The organism is Pseudomonas moorei, assembly GCF_008801475.1.
Lineage (GTDB): Bacteria > Pseudomonadota > Gammaproteobacteria > Pseudomonadales > Pseudomonadaceae > Aquipseudomonas > Aquipseudomonas moorei.
In genome coordinates this window covers 494,619-513,274 of record NZ_VZPP01000001.1, presented here as the reverse complement: position 1 = coordinate 513,274, position 18,656 = coordinate 494,619, and the positions used below count along the sequence as shown (strand labels likewise).

The window sequence follows — 18,656 nt, the reverse complement described above, 5'->3', positions numbered from 1 at the left end:
GTGCGAAGGATGACAAAGATGTCGATCAAGTTTTCCCCAATAGCTGAAGCCAAAAAGGCTGAACTGGGTGCTCAATTTTCCGCACATCGCCTTGATTTGGACGCACTGACGGGGTTCAGCGCCCCAATCATGGGATTTGATCATTTCCGTGCGAGCGGCCCGACCTTTGCACCGCACCCCCATGCCGGTTTTTCCGCCGTGTCATATCTCTTCGAAGACTCCACTGGCGGCCTGCGAAACCGAGACTCCCTTGGCCACGACTTGGTCATCGAGCCCGGCGCCATGGTCTGGACCCAAGCTGCCCACGGCGTGGTCCACGATGAGCACCCTGCCGTCAACGGCGAGGAAGTACACGGACTGCAACTGTTCGTCAACCTGTCCCGGTCGCACAAAAATCTGCCGCCGCGCGTGATCCATGCATCCGCAGACCAGGTTCCGACCGTGGTCACCGGGCAAGGAGCGCGGGTACGGATTTTGACGGGGTGCTTCAATGAAATCGAAGGGCCCATCGCGCCGGTTGAGCCGTTTACTTTCTTGGATGTGACCCTAAGCGCCAGCTTCACCTACTCGGTACCCAACGGGCAAAACGTCCTGATCTACGTGCTGTCGGGTGCTCTCACTCTTAGCGCCTTTAGCGAACAACGATCATTAACGGCACATCAAGCGATTGCCGCCCGAAGTCTGTCGCAGCCGGAAGATGTACACCTTGTCCCTGACCAAGACGCCCATGTGCTGATTCTTTCCGGCTTCGACCCACAAGAGCCGGTGGCGGTGTACGGCCCATTCATCATGAACGATCAGGCCGGACTCCAGGCCGCCTACTCCCGCTACGTGGAAGGAAAGATGGGCAAACTGCCTCCCCTCTGAACCTCACTGAAATCATCCCGGCGATCCACGAATCGTCGCAACGGCCATGGATTCCATGGCCGCATCACCGGCTGCAAGCCGACTGAAAACCCAGGAGAAACCCCATGAGCTACGATCGTCTGTCAGCTGACAACGCCGCCGTCGTGTTTGTCGATCACCAGACCGGCCTGTCCAACGGCGTGCAGGACCAAAGCCTGCCCGAATACATGACTGCGGTGGCCGCCTTGGCAAAGCTGACCAAGGCCTTCAACCTGCCCGCAATCATCACCACCAGCGCCGCAGATGGCCCCAACGGTCCGGTGCTGCCAATCATCACCCAGACGCTGCCCGATGCTCCAATCATTCACCGCCCGGGTGAAATCAATGCGTGGGGTAACCCGGCCTTTGTCGAGGCTATCGAGAAAACCGGCCGCAAGAAACTGATCGTGGCGGGCGTTTCCACCGAAGTCTGCGTCACCTTCGTCGCGTTGTCGGCGATCAAGGCCGGTTATGACGTGTACGCGGTGATTGATGCATCGGGTACCTGGAACAAGCTGGTGCAGGAAGTCGCCCTCGCCCGCATGGTCCAGGCAGGTGTCGTTCCGATGACATGGGTCGCAGTAGCCGCCGAGTTGCAAGCGGACTGGCGTAACGTCACCGGCGAAACACTGGCCCAGATCATGGGCTTACACCTGCCATTCTATGGCAACCTGCTGGGTAGTTTCATGGCGGCCAAAGGCTAAGCGAACGGCGCCACCGTTTGGCCTATCATCCGCTAGAGTCCATCGCCAGCCGGCTCGCTCCTGCTAAAATAAAACCTGCAGGAGCTAGCTTGCTCGCGGAACAAAGCCCTGGAAACAACCTACTGCTGGTGACCTAGCCGGAGGAACGGGCGCTGATCGAGGGATTCAAAATCACTTACCAACGCTGCGTCAGCCAGGCGGATGTGATTCATGAACTGATCAAAAACGGCCGAGGCGATGCAGGTCTTCAGTTGGCGTGGGCCGACATGGACAAGGTCGCTCGGACCATGATCGATCAACTGGAAAAGCTTGAACAACTTCACGACGCGTCGAAAATCAAGTCCAGCACCGAAGCCACGCAGTTTTACCTGAATGCCAAACGGACCACTCTGTTGCTGGCCTTGCGATTGACCCTGAGTTTGGCCGGCCCATCAGCCAGACACTGACTGCATCGGAAACGGTCGCCGGCGGTGACCTGCGCCCTTCTCGTATCCACATCACCGGCAGCGACGGGCGGCCCTGTTGCTGAAATCCATGGAGCGCATGCGGAAAATCCTTCGCGGCACCCTGATTCATGCGGGTGATCCCGCCAACCAGCTGTCCTCGGCCACCCACGAAATGAGCGCGTTGATGCTCAGCAGTTACAGCCTTGGTCGCAAGTTCGGTGATGGCCATTGACGAGCGCAACACCGTGATTGCCAGCGCTTATGAAGAACAGGTGCAAGTGGCGCATGAGGTGGACAGCAATTTGGTACGCATCCGCGACTTATCCGCACAATCAGCGGTGCGTTCCTTTCAGACCTGCAGGGCCAGCGACGCTCTAGCCGACTTGGCCAATGGTGTGAATGCCAGGCTGAAACACGTTCAGTTATGAGATTGGCTCAGCCCGTTTAACGAGAGTCAGCCAACTCATCTTGGGAAGACGAGTATGGAAGGGCAGCTAAAATCTCGCCTCTCACGCTTGGAGTGACGTTTGTCTGGTTTGAAACCGCGACCTTTCGGGTCACCATCAAATATTACACATTCAGTTACCAATTTCCGTGACCGCTCCTGAAGGACGTCAGCACTCCCACAAGGCTCAGAAAATGCGCTAAGTGGCCGTTTTATAACGCATTGACCAAGGAGGCAGTCTCCGCATGTACCTTCGCATTCATCCTATAAACGAGATTTATTCATAAGCATAAACCAGATTATTTGTTTCCAGCTTCCTTAGCCTCTAGTTTGTCCTCAAAGCAGATCTACTTTTGCACATAATAATTAAAAATAAGGCTTGAATATGACTATTCCACACATCTAGATCCGCTGACGCAGATTATTAGAGCCCGATCATCCAAACCTCACATTAAAATGGCACTTGCGCTAGATTTGAAAACTCATCTTCCCAAAAAGTAAAACTCATTAACGTTCCACATCCCTTCAACGCCAAAATAAAAACTCTCGGCTCTATGATTGATTGCATTAGGCAACGTGTCACATTGACCATTGCCAATCTACCAATGCATAAATATGTCAATCGCCACATCCAAACAGATAGGAAAATAAAAATGAATAAAATATCGAAATGGCATGTATTGATAGGTTGCTTTATAGCATATTTCTTTGATGCGATCGAAATTGTAATGCTTTCACTTTCACTGCCAGTGATCAGGCAGGACATGGACCTCAATATTAACCAAGGGGGACTCTTGGCAACCGCCACTCTTTTAGGTATTGGAGTAAGTAGTGTTATTGCTGGCTGGTACGCAGACACCTTTGGGCGAAGAAAGGCTATGCTTACCTGTTTGCTACTGTTTGGTTCATTAACAGCGATACTCTCGAGCATTGAAAATCTTTATGTATTCATGGGTCTGCGCTTTCTTTCCGGACTTGGGCTGGGCGGCCTGTGGGGAATTGTCGCAGTATACATCGCTGAAAGTTGGCCATCACATCAACGGGCCAGAGCGACGTCACTTGCAATCAGCGCGTTTGCCATTGGTGCTATCGCGGCGTCATTAGCGGCAAAATACATGCTACCCGAATGGCGGACCATGTTTGTTTACGCAGGCGGCATGGTCGTTATTCCTGTGCTTTACATCTATTTCTGGGTTCCAGAAACACCTGCATGGAAGGCAGCCAAGGCGCAGAATCTTAGCCTCAAAAAAAGCGCTACGATTACTGAGATTTTCTCACCGGCGCTCATAAAATCGACTCTACTGGGTACTACAGCAGCCAGTTTTGCCCTGCTCGGCTACTGGGGTGCCAATACGTGGCTACCTACCTATCTAGTCCAAGAACGAGGCTTGAGTTTGAGTTCCATGGCAACCTTCATGGCCATACTAAATATTGGCAACTTTATTGGTCTGAATTTCTTCGGATACTTGGCGGACATTATTGGAAAGCGAAAAGTTATCATCATTTCCCTCGTATGCACCACGGTAATGTTACCAGTTTATATTTATGCCTCCCAGGCAAACACACTGCTCTGGCTTGGTGCCCTGTATGCATTTTTCATCGCCTTCGCGGGTTTGTTCGGTGCATATTTCAGCGAATTGTATCCTACTCACGTTCGAACGCTGGGCGCCGGGTTTTGCTTCAACGCCGGGCGCGGCTTGGCCGCTCTTGCGCCGTTATTGCTAAGCGGTATCGCAACATACTACAGTTTGGCGGCTGGTTTGATGGTTTGCGCCGGATTTTTTTTCGTCTCGGCATGCGTTATATGGTTCATGCCCGAAAAGCCAAAGTTGGTGACTCAGGACATCATACTCGAACCCGTTTCGGCAAACCGGCAGGAGGCAACATGAAATGAAATATTTTAAGGGTGGCCACATATTGCACGCGGATTAACGCTTAAATAAACCCGGATACCATCCGGGTTTATTCAGGTATCTTTTATGCATCCACCCAAAGGAAAAATAAGTCGATCCACTTGGCTTATTGTTTTTGATTAATATGCCTATGCCACTCAGCCGGTCTCCTCGATGTCTATACGCAACGTTGGCGGCGGCACGGAGCTAGTCCGGATGAAGTGAAAGTCAAACTTGGAAAAATTCTTCAAGGCGCTGACCCTCCACATTCTGAGGCGGCTGTTCAGAAGCTTTTGCATGATGCGGTTTTTGGGGACGCTACCCGCTTTTCAGCAGTCTGTTCTGGGGTGCTTGGTTAACGTGAAAAACAGTCTTAATGGTGATCTGAGTAGCAGTTCCTGGCCGTTTTCAGCCTTTCGCGACGGATAGCAATCGGCCAGGAGCGGACGGTCATATCAAGCAGCTTCAGGCTGTGAGCGTAAACGTCCAGCAGGGCTCTCTGCGAGCTTGACCCATCCCTACTACGGATGATATGCCAGTACCCGGGATTGCCATCGATAGGACCTGCTCTATGACCTACCTGTCTTCGTTGCTGCTCGATATCCCCGGCGTGGAGCATGGTTTCGAGACTTCTGGAAATTTAACGCTGCCGGAAGGAACACGTTACTGTGCTCAGGCTCACGGTACGCACATCATCGATGCTGACGTGGAAGGGCGAGATGAACGTCCTGTCGCCGATGCACTGTTCTCGAGAGGAGTCCGGGGTGCGGTAGCGGTCATCACTGCCGATTGCTTGCCGGTTCTGGTTGCGTCGGTTGATCAACCATTTGTCGCGGCAATCCATGCCGGATGGCAGGGTTTGAAAGCGGGCATCCTCGGTAATTCGATAGGCCGGTTAGAGAAAGAAGGTGCTTCTCTTGCTGGATTGCGAATAGTGATAGGCCCATCCATCGGCCCCTGTTGTTATGAGGTGAACAGGAAGTTTGTCGAGGGTATTGAATATGCCGACAGCCATCTTTGGCAAAACGATTCTCCGCCGTGGACGCCCCACAGAGTGCCACCCGCAAGTGCGCCTTGGGTCGAACCTGAGGTCACACATAATGAAGCCTGGTTCGATCTACGAAAATATGCGTTGCACCACTTGGTGGCGAGTGGCGTGAGTATTGAACAGATTCAGGTGCTTGAACATTGTACTTATTGCCACAGCGCTGATCTGGGCAGCTATCGGCGGCGGAGCCATCAAGCCGAGCCTAAATCCTTCCAGTATTCCTGGATAAGACGTTATCGGGATCCGATTTGCTGAATGGCGATTTCAGCCAGTCGCGACAGGCAGAAATCGGCCAAAAGCTGCCTATGGCCAGAAATTAAGCTTAACCGCGTAAACACCCGCGACAGTAAAACAAGCGCTCAAAAACTACCGCTGCGTACTCTGTCGGTTTGAGATGCTCAATGTTGCCCGCTCCCCAATTTACCTGGCGCTTATCACCGATGGTTTTCGGAACAGGGCCGATCGAACGAGTTGCGATCCAATAGACAGTCTATGAACGCACCTAGGGCGGCTGGTCGATATTTTCTATTCGGGTAATAGAGGAAAAGCCCTGGGCGCGAGATCGACCAATCAGCGAGAACTTGGACCAACCGCCCTTGGGCCAAGAGTTCACCCACGCCTTCTTTCTTGAAATGATAGGCAATGCCGAGTCCCTGCAGGGCTGCAGCGATACCGATGTCAGGATGATTGGTGACTACGGGGCCGTTGACCGACACCTCCATTAGCTGGCCTCGCTCCTGGAACTCCCAGCGATATGGTCTGCCGTCCATCTGCAACCGCCAGTTTATGCAGGCGTGATCCTGCAACTCGGCAGGTGACCGGGGCGTGCCACGGCGTGCGAGGTAGTCCGGAGATGCCACAGCGACCATGTTCAGGTCCGGGGTGAGGCGGATGGCCACCATGTCGTTCTCAAGCCTGCCACCTACACGGATGCCCGCGTCAAAACGGCCGAGCACGATATCGGCCAGTGCGTCGTCCACCACGATGTCGAGCAGCACATTAGGGTGGGCCTGATGGAAGCGTGACAGCCGAGGCGCGATAAGGGTTCTGGCGGCGATCCCCGGCGTATTGATACGAAGCGTGCCGCTTATCTGCCCTGTCGCCTCACTGGCTTCTGCGACTGCAACAGCCATCTCTCGAAACAAGGGGGCGATACGGCTGTAGAGCAGCTCACCACTCGCCGATGGAGCAACGCTGCGAGTGGTGCGATTGAGTAGCCGTGCGCCAAGGCGAGCTTCGAGATGCCGAATGGTCTGGCTTAGCGCGGAGGCTGAGAGACCCAAATGCTCTGCCGCGCGGGCGAAGCTCTGGCGCTCAACGATGGCCACGAAGGCTTTTAGCTCAGCAAATTCGGATCCACGCATTATGCATTTTTCTCTACATAGCCAATGCTGATTCTAGGTTATTTAATTAATTCTGTCCGGTACGCATCCTAGGGCTTTCACCGACCCCATGGAGCCGACAACATGCCTACCTTGATCCTACCCGAGACAATCGCCGCCTACTTCGCGTCTGAACATAGCCCCGAAGCACTGGCGCATTGTTTCACGGCGCAAGCCGTCATGACGGACTTCGGTCACACCTACACCGGTATCAACGCCATCAAGGCCCTCATGGCCGAGGCATCGCTCAAGTACAGCGCTACCACCGTTCCCCTTACAATTGAGCGAGAGGACGGATTGCAACTCGTCCGCGCCAAGGTCAGCGGCAATTTCCCTGGCAGCCCGACCGTTCTGTCGTACCGCTTTCGTCTCGAACGCGGCCTGATCGCATCGCTGGAGGTAACAGCATGAACTTCGACCTTCAACTCGATGGCCTGCGCGCAGTGGTCACCGGCGGCACAATGGGCCTTGGCGCTGCAGTCGTTCAGACTCTCGTGGAGGCAGGCGCCAAGGTAGCGACATCGGCGCGCGACGTGTCAGTACGACCGGTGGATGGCGTAACCTATATCGGTGCAGATCTGACCACGGCAAAAGGTGTTGCTCACCTCGCGCAGACTGTCCTTGATAGGTGGGGTGGTATCGATATCGTGATCAACGTGGTCGGAGGCTCAAGCACTCCTGGTGGTGGTTTTGCCGCCATCAGTGACGAGCAGTGGCTAGCAGAACTGAATTTGAATCTGATGCCTGCTGTACGCCTGGACCGCGCATTACTGCCATCCATGCTGGCCCAAGGCTCAGGTGTCATCATCCATGTGAGCTCGATCCAGCGCATGATGCCTCTGCCTGAGTCCACTACCGCCTACGCCGCCGCCAAGGCGGCGCTCACCACTTACAGCAAGTCCCTTGCAAGAGAAGTAATGCCCAAAGGCGTTCGCGTGCTGAGTGTCGCGCCGGGGTGGATTGAGACCGAGGCGTCCGTAAGGTTTGCCGAGCGGTTGGCTGAACAAGCTGGAACCAACTACGAAGGCGGCAAACAAATTGTTATGGAGTCGATAGGCGGAATCCCACTGGGTAGGCCGGCCAAGCCTCAAGAGGTTGCCGACTTGATCGTCTTCCTTGCGTCCTCCCGGGCTGCCTCGATCTCTGGATCCGAACACCGTATTGACGGCGGTACCATCTCAACGCTGTAATCGATAGCCGCAATCAACTGAACGACAGCGAGCCCTCAGGGCTTGCCGCTTCCCTGCATCTCGCGGGATGTTCCCGGCGACATGGGCCTATGCCATTGCATGTTTCGAGGATGTCGGGCCTATACCCTCAAGCCTGCAGCACCGCATCTGTTCCTAAGTCCAGAAGTCCTCTAGTGGCTCACCCTGTCTATTGCTTTCGGCGGCCATTGGCCGCTTTTGGCCGCTTTGTGCCCCTCGCGACAGGCAGTAATCGGCCATTAGCGGACGCTAACTGCCCATCCCCATCCAGTGCTCCCAGACAGGGACCTGACCCAGTCATTTCAACGGGTCATACCTGATCAACGTCTTCGGCTCCAAATACGCGCTCATCCCCCACCTGCCCATTTCGCGCCCAAGGCCTGAATGCTTGAATCCACCGAAGGGGGCACGTGGTTCGTGGGCCAGCGTGTTGATGAGCACGCGCCCCGAATCGATCTGCCGGGCGACGTTCATACAACGTTGGGAGCTTTTTCCCAGCACCAGGGCGCTCAGTCCATAGTCCGTATCGTTGGCAATGCTGATCGCATCAGCATCATCCTCGTAGGGGATGATCGTCAGCACGGGGCCGAAGATTTCCTCACGCGCGATGCGCATCCGGTTGTTGGCATCAGTGAAGATCGTGGGCTTCACGAACCATCCGGCGTGCAAGCCTTCCGGGCGACCTTCGCCACCCGCCAGCAACCTCGCGCCTTCTTCCTGGCCGATACGGATGTAGCGCTGCACCCGTTCCCACTGTTTCTGGCTCACCATTGGACCGATCTCGGTGTCGGCGTTGCCTGGATCGCCCGATTGAATTTGTGAGACACCCTCCTTCGCAATCCGCTCGAACTCTGCCAGCCGGCTGCGCGGAACGAGGATGCGAGTGCCCGCGATGCAAGCCTGGCCGCTGTTGAGAAATCCGGCTTGCAGCACCAGCGGCATGACTGCCTGGAAATCCGCATCGTCAAGCACCACGGTGGGCGACTTGCCGCCGAGTTCAAGCGTCACGCGCTTCATGGTGTCAGCACCGGTTTTTACCAGATGTTGGCCGACAGCGGACGACCCCGTGAACGAGATCTTGGCAACGTCGGGATGACGGACGATTTCCTCGCCTACCACATCGCCTCGTCCGTTGACGATGTTGAATACACCCGGCGGCAGCCCCGCTTCGTGCAACGCCCTGACCACCACCTGCGTCTGCAACGCGCTCATCTCGCTGGGCTTGATGACCGCGGTGCAGCCTGCCGCCAGCGCGGTGGCCAGCTTGTTGCAAATGAAGCCCGCATTGCTGTTCCAGGGTGTGATCAGACCGGTCACGCCCACGGGCGTCAGAATGACCCTGGCCATGCCGACCTGCTCCTCGAAATCGAACGCCTCCAGTGCATCGATTGCTTGCGCGATCACGTCAGCCGGATAAGTCGCCATCCAACGCCCGCGAACCGCAGGTGCGCCGTATTCCACGAGGATGGCTTCCAGCAGCTCTTCCTCCTTTGCCGCCACGGCCTGGTGCATGCGTTGCAATGCCGAAATTCGTTCTTCCCTGCTTGTACGAGCTCACGCCGGGAACGCAGCCTTGGCGGCTGCGATGGCACGCTGAGCGTCCAGTGCATCGCCCAATCGAACCTGACCAATGACTTTCTCGGTGCTCGGGTTATGAAGGTCGAACCATTCCTGACCGTGTGGAATGACGAACTCGCCGTTGATGTAGATATGTTCAATGCGTTGCATGGCGACTCCTCGCTCAAAATGACTCGCCTGAATCGAGCCTCTGTGATCAAGTCTAAGAAGGGTTCATTATTCCGATAAGCCATCCTTTGGCTTATGAAGAATCCTTATATTCAGGACAATCCATGCACAGAACAGGAATGACCGAGCTGGAAGTGGTTCTGGCCGTTGCGCGCCGCAGCAGTTTTCGCGGCGCAGCACAGGAGTTGGGAATGTCCACTACCGCCGTGAGCAGCGCGGTGGCCGGCCTGGAAGCACGCCTGAAAGTTCGCCTGTTCAATCGCTCCACGCGCAGCGTTGCCCTCACCGACATCGGGCAACGCTATGTGGCACGCATCGCACCTGCGTTGGCCCAGATCAAAAGTGCCGACGAAGAAGCCAGCGTCGGCCTCGATGAACCCAGCGGCACATTGCGCATCAATGCACCGCATGGGGCGGCCTATCTGCTGCTGGAGCCGCTATTGAAGCAGTACGCTGAGCGCTATCCCGAAGTGCGCATCGACATCGTCAGCGAATCAAGCATGGTCGACATCGTCGCCGGTGGCTTCGACGCCGGGATTCGCCTGGCAGAGTCTGTGCCGCAAGACATGATCGCCGTGGCACTGTCAGGTGACATCCGGATGCTCGTGGTCGCAACGCCCGAGTACCTCGAACGCCACGGCGTGCCCGAGCATCCGCGAGACCTGCTCACCCACCGGAGCATCGGCATGCGCATGGCCCATGGTGGCCTCTACCAGTGGGAATTGGAGCGCGATGGCCAAAAGCTGCAGATGGATCTGCCGGTGCGCTTCGCCTCCAACGAGTTGCTGGCCATCAAACAGGCCGTGTTGTTGGGCCTTGGCATTGGATTTATTTCCGAGTGGTTCATCGTCGATGAACTGGCAAGCGGCGCACTGGTGCCGGTGTTGATGCCGTGGTGCCCTTCATTTGGCGGGTTGAGGCTCTACTACTCGGGCCATCGTTTCGTACCAGCGCGATTGCGCGCACTGATTGAACTGGCGCAGAAGTTGCGGCCCACGGTGGGTTGATTTTTATGCCCCCTTGTATCGTCGAACATAACTGTAATACCCCATATAAACCCGCCTCCTGCGTCGCTTGCTCCTGGGAACAGCCGAGTGTCATTGCGCTGTCGAGTCATTCACTTTCATATTTGAGGCTTGCGTCGAACTTGTGTCGATTCGCAGGAATGATTGCTGGTGGTCGTTTCGGGTCCGATGAGTGCGTGGTGACGCTTTCCTCAGCCACGTCAATCCGAACCGGGTAGCCGTTGAAGGTCAACGGTAGCGTTTCTGAGTCTTCAACGTTTGTGAGCACTCCGGGATGCACCTATAGGTAGGACTTATGCGATGGATTGTTTATCGGTCTTGGACGCTATTGATCGAATGGCAGAAGATTGCTTCACACCCAAGCAACAGCAACCGAGCCAACCGGACAGGAGAAACACCATGCAACAGTCCCACGCTTACAACGACACCAGCCTCGAACTGACCGCGAAAATACTCGACGCCAAGGCGCGCAAGAATCTGTCCTTCGAACAAGTGACTGAAGGCACCGGCCTCGGCCTCGCTTACGTCACCGCCGCCCTCCTCGGCCAGCACCCGCTGCCTGAAGCCGCTGCCAAAGTGATCGGTGAAAAACTGGAGCTGGATGCCGATTCGGTGGCCCGCCTGCAAATCATCCCGCTGCGTGGCAGCCTCAATGGTGTCCCGACCGACCCGACCATCTACCGTTTTTACGAAATGATCCAGATCTACGGCACCACGTTGAAAGCCCTGGTTCACGAACAGTTCGGCGACGGCATTATCAGCGCAATCAACTTCAAGCTCGACATGAAGAAAGTCGAAGACCCTGAAGGCGGCCACCGCGCAGTGATCACTCTCGACGGCAAGTTCCTGCCACTGCGTCCTTTCTAAGGATGCAACCACAGCTGTAAATCGGCCCGCAGCCTTGCGGGCCTGCTTCAAAAAACGACTAAGCCCTTTCGATCAATCACCACATTTGAATGGAGGATTCATCATGAGAAAAATTCTGTCGCTGGCCCTGTCTCTGACCGCTTCGCTGTCGGCCTACGCCCAGCCAGCCGTGGTCGCACCCGAGGCCGTTCCATTTGCGTACGGCATGCATCTGGATATCGCCAAGGTCGTCAATATCACGTCGGCGGCGGATGTCTGCGGCCCGACACCGGTGCAAATGACCTACCGCGATTCCCATGGTGAAACCCATGTTCTGGAATACAGCGTGATCGGCAGCGGTTGCACCAACTGATCGTTTCCCACACACCACTTATTGAAGGCACACACCATGAAAGCGCTCATCGAAGGATTCTTGAAGTTCCAGAAAGAAGCATTCCCACAACGCACTGACCTGTTCAAACACCTGGCCACCACACAACATCCAGGCACGTTATTCATTACCTGTTCCGACAGCCGGGTTGTTCCGGAACTGCTGACGCAGCAAGAGCCAGGCGAGCTGTTCGTGATCCGTAACGCTGGCAACATCGTGCCGTCCTACAGCCCGCATCCCGGTGGTGTGTCTGCCACTGTCGAATACGCTGTCGCCGTACTGGGCGTGACCGATATCGTGATCTGCGGCCATTCCGATTGCGGTGCCATGACCGCTGTCGCCAAGTGCAAATGCATGGATCACCTGCCTGCGGTCGCCGGCTGGTTGCAACATGCCGAGTCGGCGAAAGTCATCAACGAATCGCGTCCTCACACCAGTGAAGCCGCCAAAGTCAGTTCCATGGTGCGTGAAAACGTCATCGCCCAACTGGCCAACATTCAGACTCATCCAAGCGTGCGCCTGGCTCAGGAAAAAGGTCAGGTGAATCTGCATGGCTGGGTCTACGACATCGGGACCGGTTCAATCGACGCCCTGGACGCCGACAACAAGACGTTCAAGTCTCTGGTCAAGCATCCGAACACCGTTGCCGTTCATGCCCGTCCAGCCAAAGCTGTTGCCTGAATCAGCCTGTCATTTTCAGGAGTACTGAACATGCTGGAAGTCACTATGTACACCACCACGACATGCCCCTACTGCCGCAAGGCCAAGCGCTTGCTAGACGGCAAAGGGATTGCGTACAAAGAAATCGATGTGCGCCCGCTCGGCGTGAAGAACGAAATGGTCAGCCGAAGCGGTCGCCGTACGGTCCCGCAGATTTTCTTCGGCAATAGGCTCGTTGGTGGCTTCGATGACCTGGCTCAACTTGAAAGCGAAGGCGGCATCGACGTGGTACTCAGCCCGCGCATGGCGGGATGAGTACGGATGACGCCAAATCACAAATCCAGCACCAGGGGGGCCTCGCCCTCCTTGGCTTGCGCTGGCACCGCACAGCAAATCAGTACCTCCCCTTCGGCCGGCATCTCAGCCGGCAGGTTCAGATAATGCACTTGACCACTGACCAATCGGGTCCGGCATGTACCGCAGGATCCGCCCCGGCAACTGAAGTCCGGGTTCAGGCCACGGCTCTCGGCCAGTTCCAGTAAACTCCCGCCACCCGGCTCCCAACGAGCTTCCTTCGCCGACGCCGAAAACAGCACTTTGACCGGGCTGCTTGCCGCGGGTACCTGCTCGACCGCCGGGGTTAGATGATCCCGTTGGCGAACCAGAGTCGAAGGGCCGAAAGTCTCCGCGTGAATACGATCATCGCCAATACGCAACTGACGCAGGCCGTCGTACAGCGCCTGGGTAAAAGCACCAGGGCCACACAGGTAAAAATCGTAATCGTCCAGGGGCAGCAATGCCTTGAGCAGCTCGACATCCACCCGCCCCGCCACCTCAAAATCCTCACCAACGCGAGCGTGAGTTTCCGGCTGACTGAGCAGACGCAGCGCATGAATTTTATTCTTGGCACGGGTCGCCAGTTCGTACAGCTCATCGCGAAACCCGAGTTCACCCAGGCTGCGCGCACTTTGGATGAACCAGGTCGGTCGAGTGCGACGGATACGTTCGCCTTCATAAATCACTTCACGCAGCATCGACAGCAGTGGGGTCACGCCCACGCCCGCGGCCAGCAAAACCAACGGTCGATATTCATCGGCTTGCACCGTGAAACGCCCTTGAGGGGCACGGGCTTCAACCAGATCCCCTACCTGAACGCGGTCGTGCAGATGCGACGAGATGAGTCCGTCACGCTTGACGCTGATGCGGAAAAAACTGTCCGACGGCGCACTCGACAGGCTGTAGGTTCTGACCAGAGGCGCCTGTCCTTCAGCAAGGCAAAAGCGCACCGGCAGATGTTGGCCCGCCTCGAACCGCGGTACGCCCGCGCCATCGGCCGGTTCAAAATAGAAGGAGCGAATGGAGCTGCTCTCGTCAACGATCCGCGTCACCCTCAGCGGTCGCCATTGATCGCGCAGGTTATCGGCTTGCAATCGGCCCTCAGCTTGCTCCCAACTGCCAGTCATCAGGCTGTTAGGCGAAAAACCATCAAACCGCCAACGGAGAGCCAACACAGCCTGACGTCGAACCACCTGCTCCACGGTCAGCGTCCAGAGCCGCTCAGCCCCCTGAAAGGCGGCAATCTCCGGTCCCTCGAGAATGATCTCGGTACGCCCGCTGACTTGCAGCATGTCGCCTGTTTCAAAATCGATGAACACCAGCCCCGCGCGCGGGTTGAGCAGGAAATTACCCAAGGTGTTGAAGTGCAGGTTGCCGGCGAAATCGGGAATCGTCAGCACGTTGCCTTCGATCCTGACGAAACCTGAATTGCCACCCCGGTGAGAAACGTCCACCGAGCGCCGGGATGCATCGTCATCCAGGTCGACATAGCTGGCGATGAAAAAGGTATCGGCCTTGGTGATGGCCGCCTTCGCGGCTTCATCCAGTTCGCTGAGACATTCGGCCGCAACATTTGCTGAGGCTTGGCCAAGGCTGACCGGCTCAACGCCTCGCAACTGAATGTATTGCGGGCAGTTGCCGAAAGCGTGCACCACAGAAACGGCAAAACCGCCTGACGAGGCGGTGCTGATGTTACCGTTCATGCGATTGCGCCTTCGGCTCTTCAGGTCAATACCCAGCAGTCCCACCGCAGCGCCCTGCTTAAGGGCTGCCCTGACCGGATCACCCTCGGCAGGCAGGCGGTCGAGTTGCAGCATTCGCGGATCGGGTGAATGGATGAAGCCAGGGGGGCCTTCGACCAACGTGGCCCAAGGCATCCCTTGTTCATCGACCGCGCCCACCACCAGGTAAGGCAACTGGTTGTAAAACAATCGATGCTGATCAGGCATGAAGTCACGTACGACCTTGCGCCCGAATATCTCCATTTGATCGGCGACACCGACGCTTTCCTGCAACTCACGCTCACCCGCATGCCAAGAGGATGCTCCTGGCGCGTCCGACTGATTCATGATCACCTCTACGCATTCGTGAACAGGTGCCCTTCACCCGCCGCCCGGCGAGGAATGGTTGAATCCCGGTACCGGGGGCTAATTCGCAGTTGCCGGGAATCATCAACTCTGTGCTTTACAGCCTCATGAAGCGTTCCGATTCTTCCAGAAAAATGGCGACTTTCTGCCCGTTGGGTGTTGGCCAGTAGTAATCGACAGCATTGGAAAGACTGAACATTGGGTCACCCTTTTCGCCAGCAGAATCGAAACCCTAGGCCACATACTCGTCAGTGCTCAGCACTTCGGCGTACCCGAACTTTAAGGCGGCCATGAACGCCGCATGCACCAGAAGCGCAGGAACCTTGACGTTGTTGAATTCCAGATCGTGGGTCGTACAGGCATCGTGAATAACGGTCGTCTCAAACCCGAAATCGTCAGACGCGCGGGTGACTGCATCGATGCACATGTGGCTCATGTTGCCGACCACGGTGACCCGTTCAATCTCGTTGTGCTCAAGCACTTCGAGCAATTGAGTTTCGCGGTACGGGTTCATGAAGTGTTTGACGATGACCAACTCGTCCCCAAGATTGCGCACATTCTCGTGCAATTGCGCGCCGTCGGAGCCTGGAACAAAAAACGGTGCATTAGGGGCTAAAGTCTCGTGACGGATATGGATGACCAAGTCACCCCGCTCACGTGCTGCTCCAATCACACGAGCCGCATTGTCAGCAGCCGCGTCAGTAGCATTGAGTTCCCATTTGCCGCCGGAAAAATAGTCGTTCTGAATATCAACGACGATGAGTGCTGTGTTAGTCATACGGTTACCTTGGTAAAAAGTCGATCAGGAGTGGGTTGATCATTTCAGGGCACTTGCGGCGTGTCATACCAATCACGGTCGGGGGTGGCGAAGCGCATTTTCTTGCGGATAAAAGCGGCGTTTTCGACGCTGGTTATTTTTTCCAGCAGTACGAATGCAACTTCGGTGGCAGTCCCCGGCCCGCTTGAAGTGATGATCTGGTCATCGACAACCACCGGGCGATCGACAAAGCGTGCACCGGTTTCCAACAGTTGGTTTTTCCGCTTGCCGCCCTCTTGGTGGTAGGTCGTGGCGTTCCTGTCACGCAGCACGCCGGCCACGCCCAGGCACACGGAAGACACGCAAACGCTGGCAACGGGTTTACCGGCTTCGACGAAATGCCGGATGGTCGCCAGGAAGGGTTCGCTCAAGGCTTCCTCGTAAAAACCCGACGGTTCAAAACCACCCGGCAGTGCCAGGGCATCGAAGCTGCTCACGTCCAGATCGCTCAATAAAAAACTCGGATTGAGCATGAGACCGAAGGTGGTCACGATCTTTCTGCGAAGGCCGGCGTTGACCAGTTCCACAGGGTGATCACCCAGCAGGTTGGCCCAGCCAAGCACATCGGTAAAAGCGGCCATTTCCAGGGGCTCTACACCGTTGGCCAGTAACATAAGCACGCGTTTCATCGGTCATGAACCTCTGCTGTGCAGCATGGAAGAGCGTGTGCTTATGCTCCGCCTTAACTGCCGTACAAAGAACGACCACAAAATACAATCCACTATTTCGCTCACTGAAATACCCGATGGGCATCTGTATCAGTGCAAGTTGCGTGCGCTGCACACGCTTAATCAGCATCCGGCTGCATCGCCGGATGTTCGCGCAGGCCTTCGACGATGTGGTCAACGAAGCTGCGTACCCGCATCGAGGCCTTGCGCCCCTCGCGGTACACCACATGCACCGGCAGCGCCGGTAATTCAAAGGGCTGTAATACACGGCGTAATCGCCCAGTATTCAAATACTCGTACAACGGATAGCTCAGGCAGCGGGTAATACCGGCGCCATGTGCGGCCGCATCGATGGCCGCCTGCACTGTCGCGCAACTGATCCGTGTCCGGGCTTTCAAGTGATTGACCTCACCGTTGTGGTGAAAGCCCCACTGGACCCTGTCTCGATAAGCATGGGTGGCGACCAGGCGATGATCTCGCAGATCCTCCGGTACGCCGGGCTCACCGTGAGTAGCCAAATAAGCAGGGCTGCTGCAGACCATCGCGCGCACATGGCCTACCTGTCGTGCGATCAATGACGAACTGGGCAGATGCCCGACCAGCACAGCCACATCGATGCCCTCTTCGTTCATGTTCGGAAAACGATCATGGTATTGCGCAAAAACCTTTACCTCGGGGTACAGATTCATGTAGTCCGAGAGAATCGAGGTCATGACGTAACGGCTGAACAGCAAAGGCATCAGCACCTTGAGATTGCCTTTGGCCTGAACGTGCAAGCCCTTGGCCGAAGCCTCCGCGTCTTCGATGGCCTCGATAATGCGTGAACAATCGGCCATGAAGCCGGCACCGGCCTCAGTCAGCGATACCCCGCGGGTACTTCGAAGTAACAGCTGCACGCCAAGACGTTCCTCCAGCCGTGCAATGGCGCGCACGACCGTAGGTCCTGACACGTTCAAACGACGGGCCGCAGCAGCCAGGCTGGGTCGCTCCGATAATGCTTCGAACATCAGCATTTCATGGTAGCGATCCATCAGTTGGAACCCCTCACCACAGCCTTGAGCGCCGAATCCTTTGCGAGTCTATCCGCGAGAAAATCCACGAAGGTATGAACCTTCGCCGCAATTCTGGCGCTCTTGAGGTAGACCACTTGAATGGGCAACGCAGGCGGTTCGAAATCCTCCAGCACCAACTCCAGTTCACCAGCTGCCACCTGATTGGCCACCTGGTAGGACAACACCCGTGTGACGCCCCAGCCCAGGCTGGCGATATTGATCGCAGCCTGATTGGCAGTAACCACCAATCGCGGTTCGAATCGAAAGCTCAGTGCGTTGCCGTCGTTGACGAATTGCCAGTCACTCAGCAAATGACTGGCCGAAGACATGACGATGTTGGCGGTACTGAGTTCACCGGGATGACGCGGCCTGCCGTTGCGCTCGAAATAATCGGGCGTACCGCAGATCACCTGGCGTACCTCGCCGACTTTGATTGCGTGCTGATTTGACTCATGCAAATGGCCAATGCGTATGGCCACATCGATACCCTCATCAGCCATATTCACGACGCGATCCACCAGCAAGGCATTGATGTGCACCGAAGGAAACTGATCCACGTAGTCGGCCAGCAGCGGAGCGATGAACAACTCGCCAAATAGCACCGACGCGGTCACGGTCAAATGCCCGCACGGTATCGAGTAACTGCCGGCGGCTGCTTCCTCCGCCTCGTCGATATCACTGAGGATACGCCGACAATCCTCAAGATAGCGTTGACCCGCTTCGGTGAGGTGCAGGCTGCGAGTGGTTCGAGAAAGGAGCTGTGTGCCGATGCGCTCTTCCATCGCGGCGATGGCACGGGTCACGCTGGGGGGAGAAATGTTAAACCGGCGAGCGGCCGCGGCAAAACCTTCTTCCTCGGCTACTGCCATGAATATCTGCATTTCTTGAAAACGATCCATAGACGACCTTGTCTTTATGAGAGAACCGCAAGGAGTCTGGCCGCTTAAGCGGTAAGACCTGGTTGCCAGTATCGTCGGCCAAAGCAACTTTCGCACGCGCCGTCGGGCTGGCTGCATGT

19 protein-coding genes and 3 pseudogenes are annotated in these 18,656 nt (G+C 56.2%); 15 read left to right on the top strand and 7 right to left on the bottom strand.

Annotation, left to right across the window (positions count from 1 at the left end; genetic code table 11):
• The first annotated feature begins 18 nt into the window (after positions 1-18).
• The 8 genes and pseudogenes from F7R06_RS02525 (at position 19) to F7R06_RS02495 (ending at position 5,675) form a co-directional block, all read left to right on the top strand.
• Positions 19-867 (top strand): pirin family protein, encoded by an 849-nt coding sequence (locus F7R06_RS02525; RefSeq protein ID WP_075944507.1) that lies wholly within the window; start codon positions 19-21, stop codon positions 865-867.
• Positions 868-971: 104 nt separating this feature from the next.
• A complete protein-coding gene (locus F7R06_RS02520; RefSeq protein WP_075944506.1) occupies positions 972-1,589 on the top strand; it encodes an isochorismatase family protein in 618 nt (205 codons plus the stop codon).
• A 266-nt stretch (positions 1,590-1,855) separates the two neighbouring features.
• Positions 1,856-2,035, top strand: coding sequence for a hypothetical protein (locus tag F7R06_RS02515; protein ID WP_139204784.1), 180 nt, complete (start codon positions 1,856-1,858; stop codon positions 2,033-2,035).
• Between the two features lie 97 nt (positions 2,036-2,132).
• Positions 2,133-2,267 (top strand): hypothetical protein, encoded by a 135-nt coding sequence (locus tag F7R06_RS31210; RefSeq protein WP_256574619.1) that lies wholly within the window; start codon positions 2,133-2,135, stop codon positions 2,265-2,267.
• Positions 2,224-2,463: pseudogene (locus tag F7R06_RS02510) on the top strand (methyl-accepting chemotaxis protein); the annotation flags it as partial. The gene F7R06_RS31210 and the pseudogene F7R06_RS02510, both read left to right, overlap by 44 nt.
• Before the next feature lie 670 nt (positions 2,464-3,133).
• Positions 3,134-4,369: an MFS transporter gene (locus F7R06_RS02505; RefSeq protein ID WP_090321812.1), complete on the top strand. Its 1,236-nt coding sequence runs from the start codon at positions 3,134-3,136 to the stop codon at positions 4,367-4,369.
• A 147-nt stretch (positions 4,370-4,516) separates the two neighbouring features.
• Positions 4,517-4,736: pseudogene (locus F7R06_RS30975) on the top strand (SAM-dependent methyltransferase); the annotation flags it as partial.
• Between the two features lie 207 nt (positions 4,737-4,943).
• Complete coding sequence (locus tag F7R06_RS02495) at positions 4,944-5,675, top strand: purine nucleoside phosphorylase YfiH/LACC1 family protein (RefSeq protein WP_090321813.1); 732 nt, start codon at positions 4,944-4,946, stop codon at positions 5,673-5,675.
• A gap of 179 nt (positions 5,676-5,854) precedes the next feature.
• Here the strand turns inward: F7R06_RS02495 and F7R06_RS02490 are convergent, their stop codons facing one another.
• A complete protein-coding gene (locus F7R06_RS02490; protein ID WP_090321816.1) occupies positions 5,855-6,784 on the bottom strand; it encodes a LysR family transcriptional regulator in 930 nt (309 codons plus the stop codon).
• Positions 6,785-6,886: 102 nt separating this feature from the next.
• Between F7R06_RS02490 and F7R06_RS02485 the strand changes: the two genes are divergently transcribed.
• Together F7R06_RS02485 and F7R06_RS02480 are read left to right on the top strand one after the other, a co-directional pair.
• Complete coding sequence (locus F7R06_RS02485) at positions 6,887-7,213, top strand: nuclear transport factor 2 family protein (RefSeq protein ID WP_090321819.1); 327 nt, start codon at positions 6,887-6,889, stop codon at positions 7,211-7,213.
• Positions 7,210-7,992, top strand: a complete 783-nt coding sequence (locus F7R06_RS02480) for an SDR family oxidoreductase (RefSeq protein ID WP_090321822.1) — start codon at positions 7,210-7,212, stop codon at positions 7,990-7,992. Before F7R06_RS02485 ends, F7R06_RS02480 begins: the two co-directional genes overlap by 4 nt.
• A 315-nt stretch (positions 7,993-8,307) precedes the next feature.
• On the opposite strand, the pseudogene F7R06_RS02475 reads toward F7R06_RS02480, so the two are convergent.
• Positions 8,308-9,738, bottom strand: a pseudogene (locus F7R06_RS02475) (aldehyde dehydrogenase family protein).
• 122 nt (positions 9,739-9,860) lie between these two features.
• Between F7R06_RS02475 and F7R06_RS02470 the strand changes: the two are divergent.
• The 5 genes from F7R06_RS02470 (at position 9,861) to grxC (ending at position 12,993) form a co-directional block, all read left to right on the top strand.
• Positions 9,861-10,763, top strand: coding sequence for a LysR family transcriptional regulator (locus F7R06_RS02470; protein ID WP_162842374.1), 903 nt, complete (start codon positions 9,861-9,863; stop codon positions 10,761-10,763).
• A gap of 417 nt (positions 10,764-11,180) precedes the next feature.
• On the top strand, positions 11,181-11,648 hold the full coding sequence (gene cynS, locus F7R06_RS02465) for a cyanase (protein WP_075944500.1): 468 nt from the start codon (positions 11,181-11,183) through the stop codon (positions 11,646-11,648).
• A gap of 103 nt (positions 11,649-11,751) precedes the next feature.
• On the top strand, positions 11,752-12,000 hold the full coding sequence (locus F7R06_RS02460) for a DUF2790 domain-containing protein (protein WP_075944499.1): 249 nt from the start codon (positions 11,752-11,754) through the stop codon (positions 11,998-12,000).
• Positions 12,001-12,036: 36 nt separating this feature from the next.
• Entirely contained in the window at positions 12,037-12,699 is a 663-nt protein-coding gene (locus tag F7R06_RS02455; RefSeq protein ID WP_085702112.1) for a carbonic anhydrase, read from the top strand.
• Between the two features lie 30 nt (positions 12,700-12,729).
• Positions 12,730-12,993, top strand: coding sequence for a glutaredoxin 3 (grxC, locus tag F7R06_RS02450; protein WP_085702113.1), 264 nt, complete (start codon positions 12,730-12,732; stop codon positions 12,991-12,993).
• 17 nt (positions 12,994-13,010) lie between these two features.
• Here grxC and F7R06_RS02445 read toward each other — a convergent pair whose 3' ends face one another.
• The 5 genes from F7R06_RS02445 to F7R06_RS02420 form a co-directional block, all read right to left on the bottom strand.
• A complete protein-coding gene (locus F7R06_RS02445; protein ID WP_090321827.1) occupies positions 13,011-15,083 on the bottom strand; it encodes a 2Fe-2S iron-sulfur cluster-binding protein in 2,073 nt (690 codons plus the stop codon).
• A gap of 250 nt (positions 15,084-15,333) precedes the next feature.
• Complete coding sequence (locus F7R06_RS02435; protein WP_085702114.1) at positions 15,334-15,879, bottom strand: cysteine hydrolase family protein; 546 nt, start codon at positions 15,877-15,879, stop codon at positions 15,334-15,336.
• A gap of 44 nt (positions 15,880-15,923) precedes the next feature.
• Entirely contained in the window at positions 15,924-16,547 is a 624-nt protein-coding gene (locus F7R06_RS02430) for a DJ-1/PfpI family protein (RefSeq protein WP_075944494.1), read from the bottom strand.
• Positions 16,548-16,705: 158 nt separating this feature from the next.
• Positions 16,706-17,617, bottom strand: coding sequence for a LysR family transcriptional regulator (locus F7R06_RS02425; RefSeq protein ID WP_075944493.1), 912 nt, complete (start codon positions 17,615-17,617; stop codon positions 16,706-16,708).
• On the bottom strand, positions 17,617-18,537 hold the full coding sequence (locus tag F7R06_RS02420; protein ID WP_075944492.1) for a LysR substrate-binding domain-containing protein: 921 nt from the start codon (positions 18,535-18,537) through the stop codon (positions 17,617-17,619). The genes F7R06_RS02425 and F7R06_RS02420 overlap by 1 nt, the downstream gene beginning before the upstream one ends.
• Positions 18,538-18,656 lie beyond the last annotated feature (119 nt).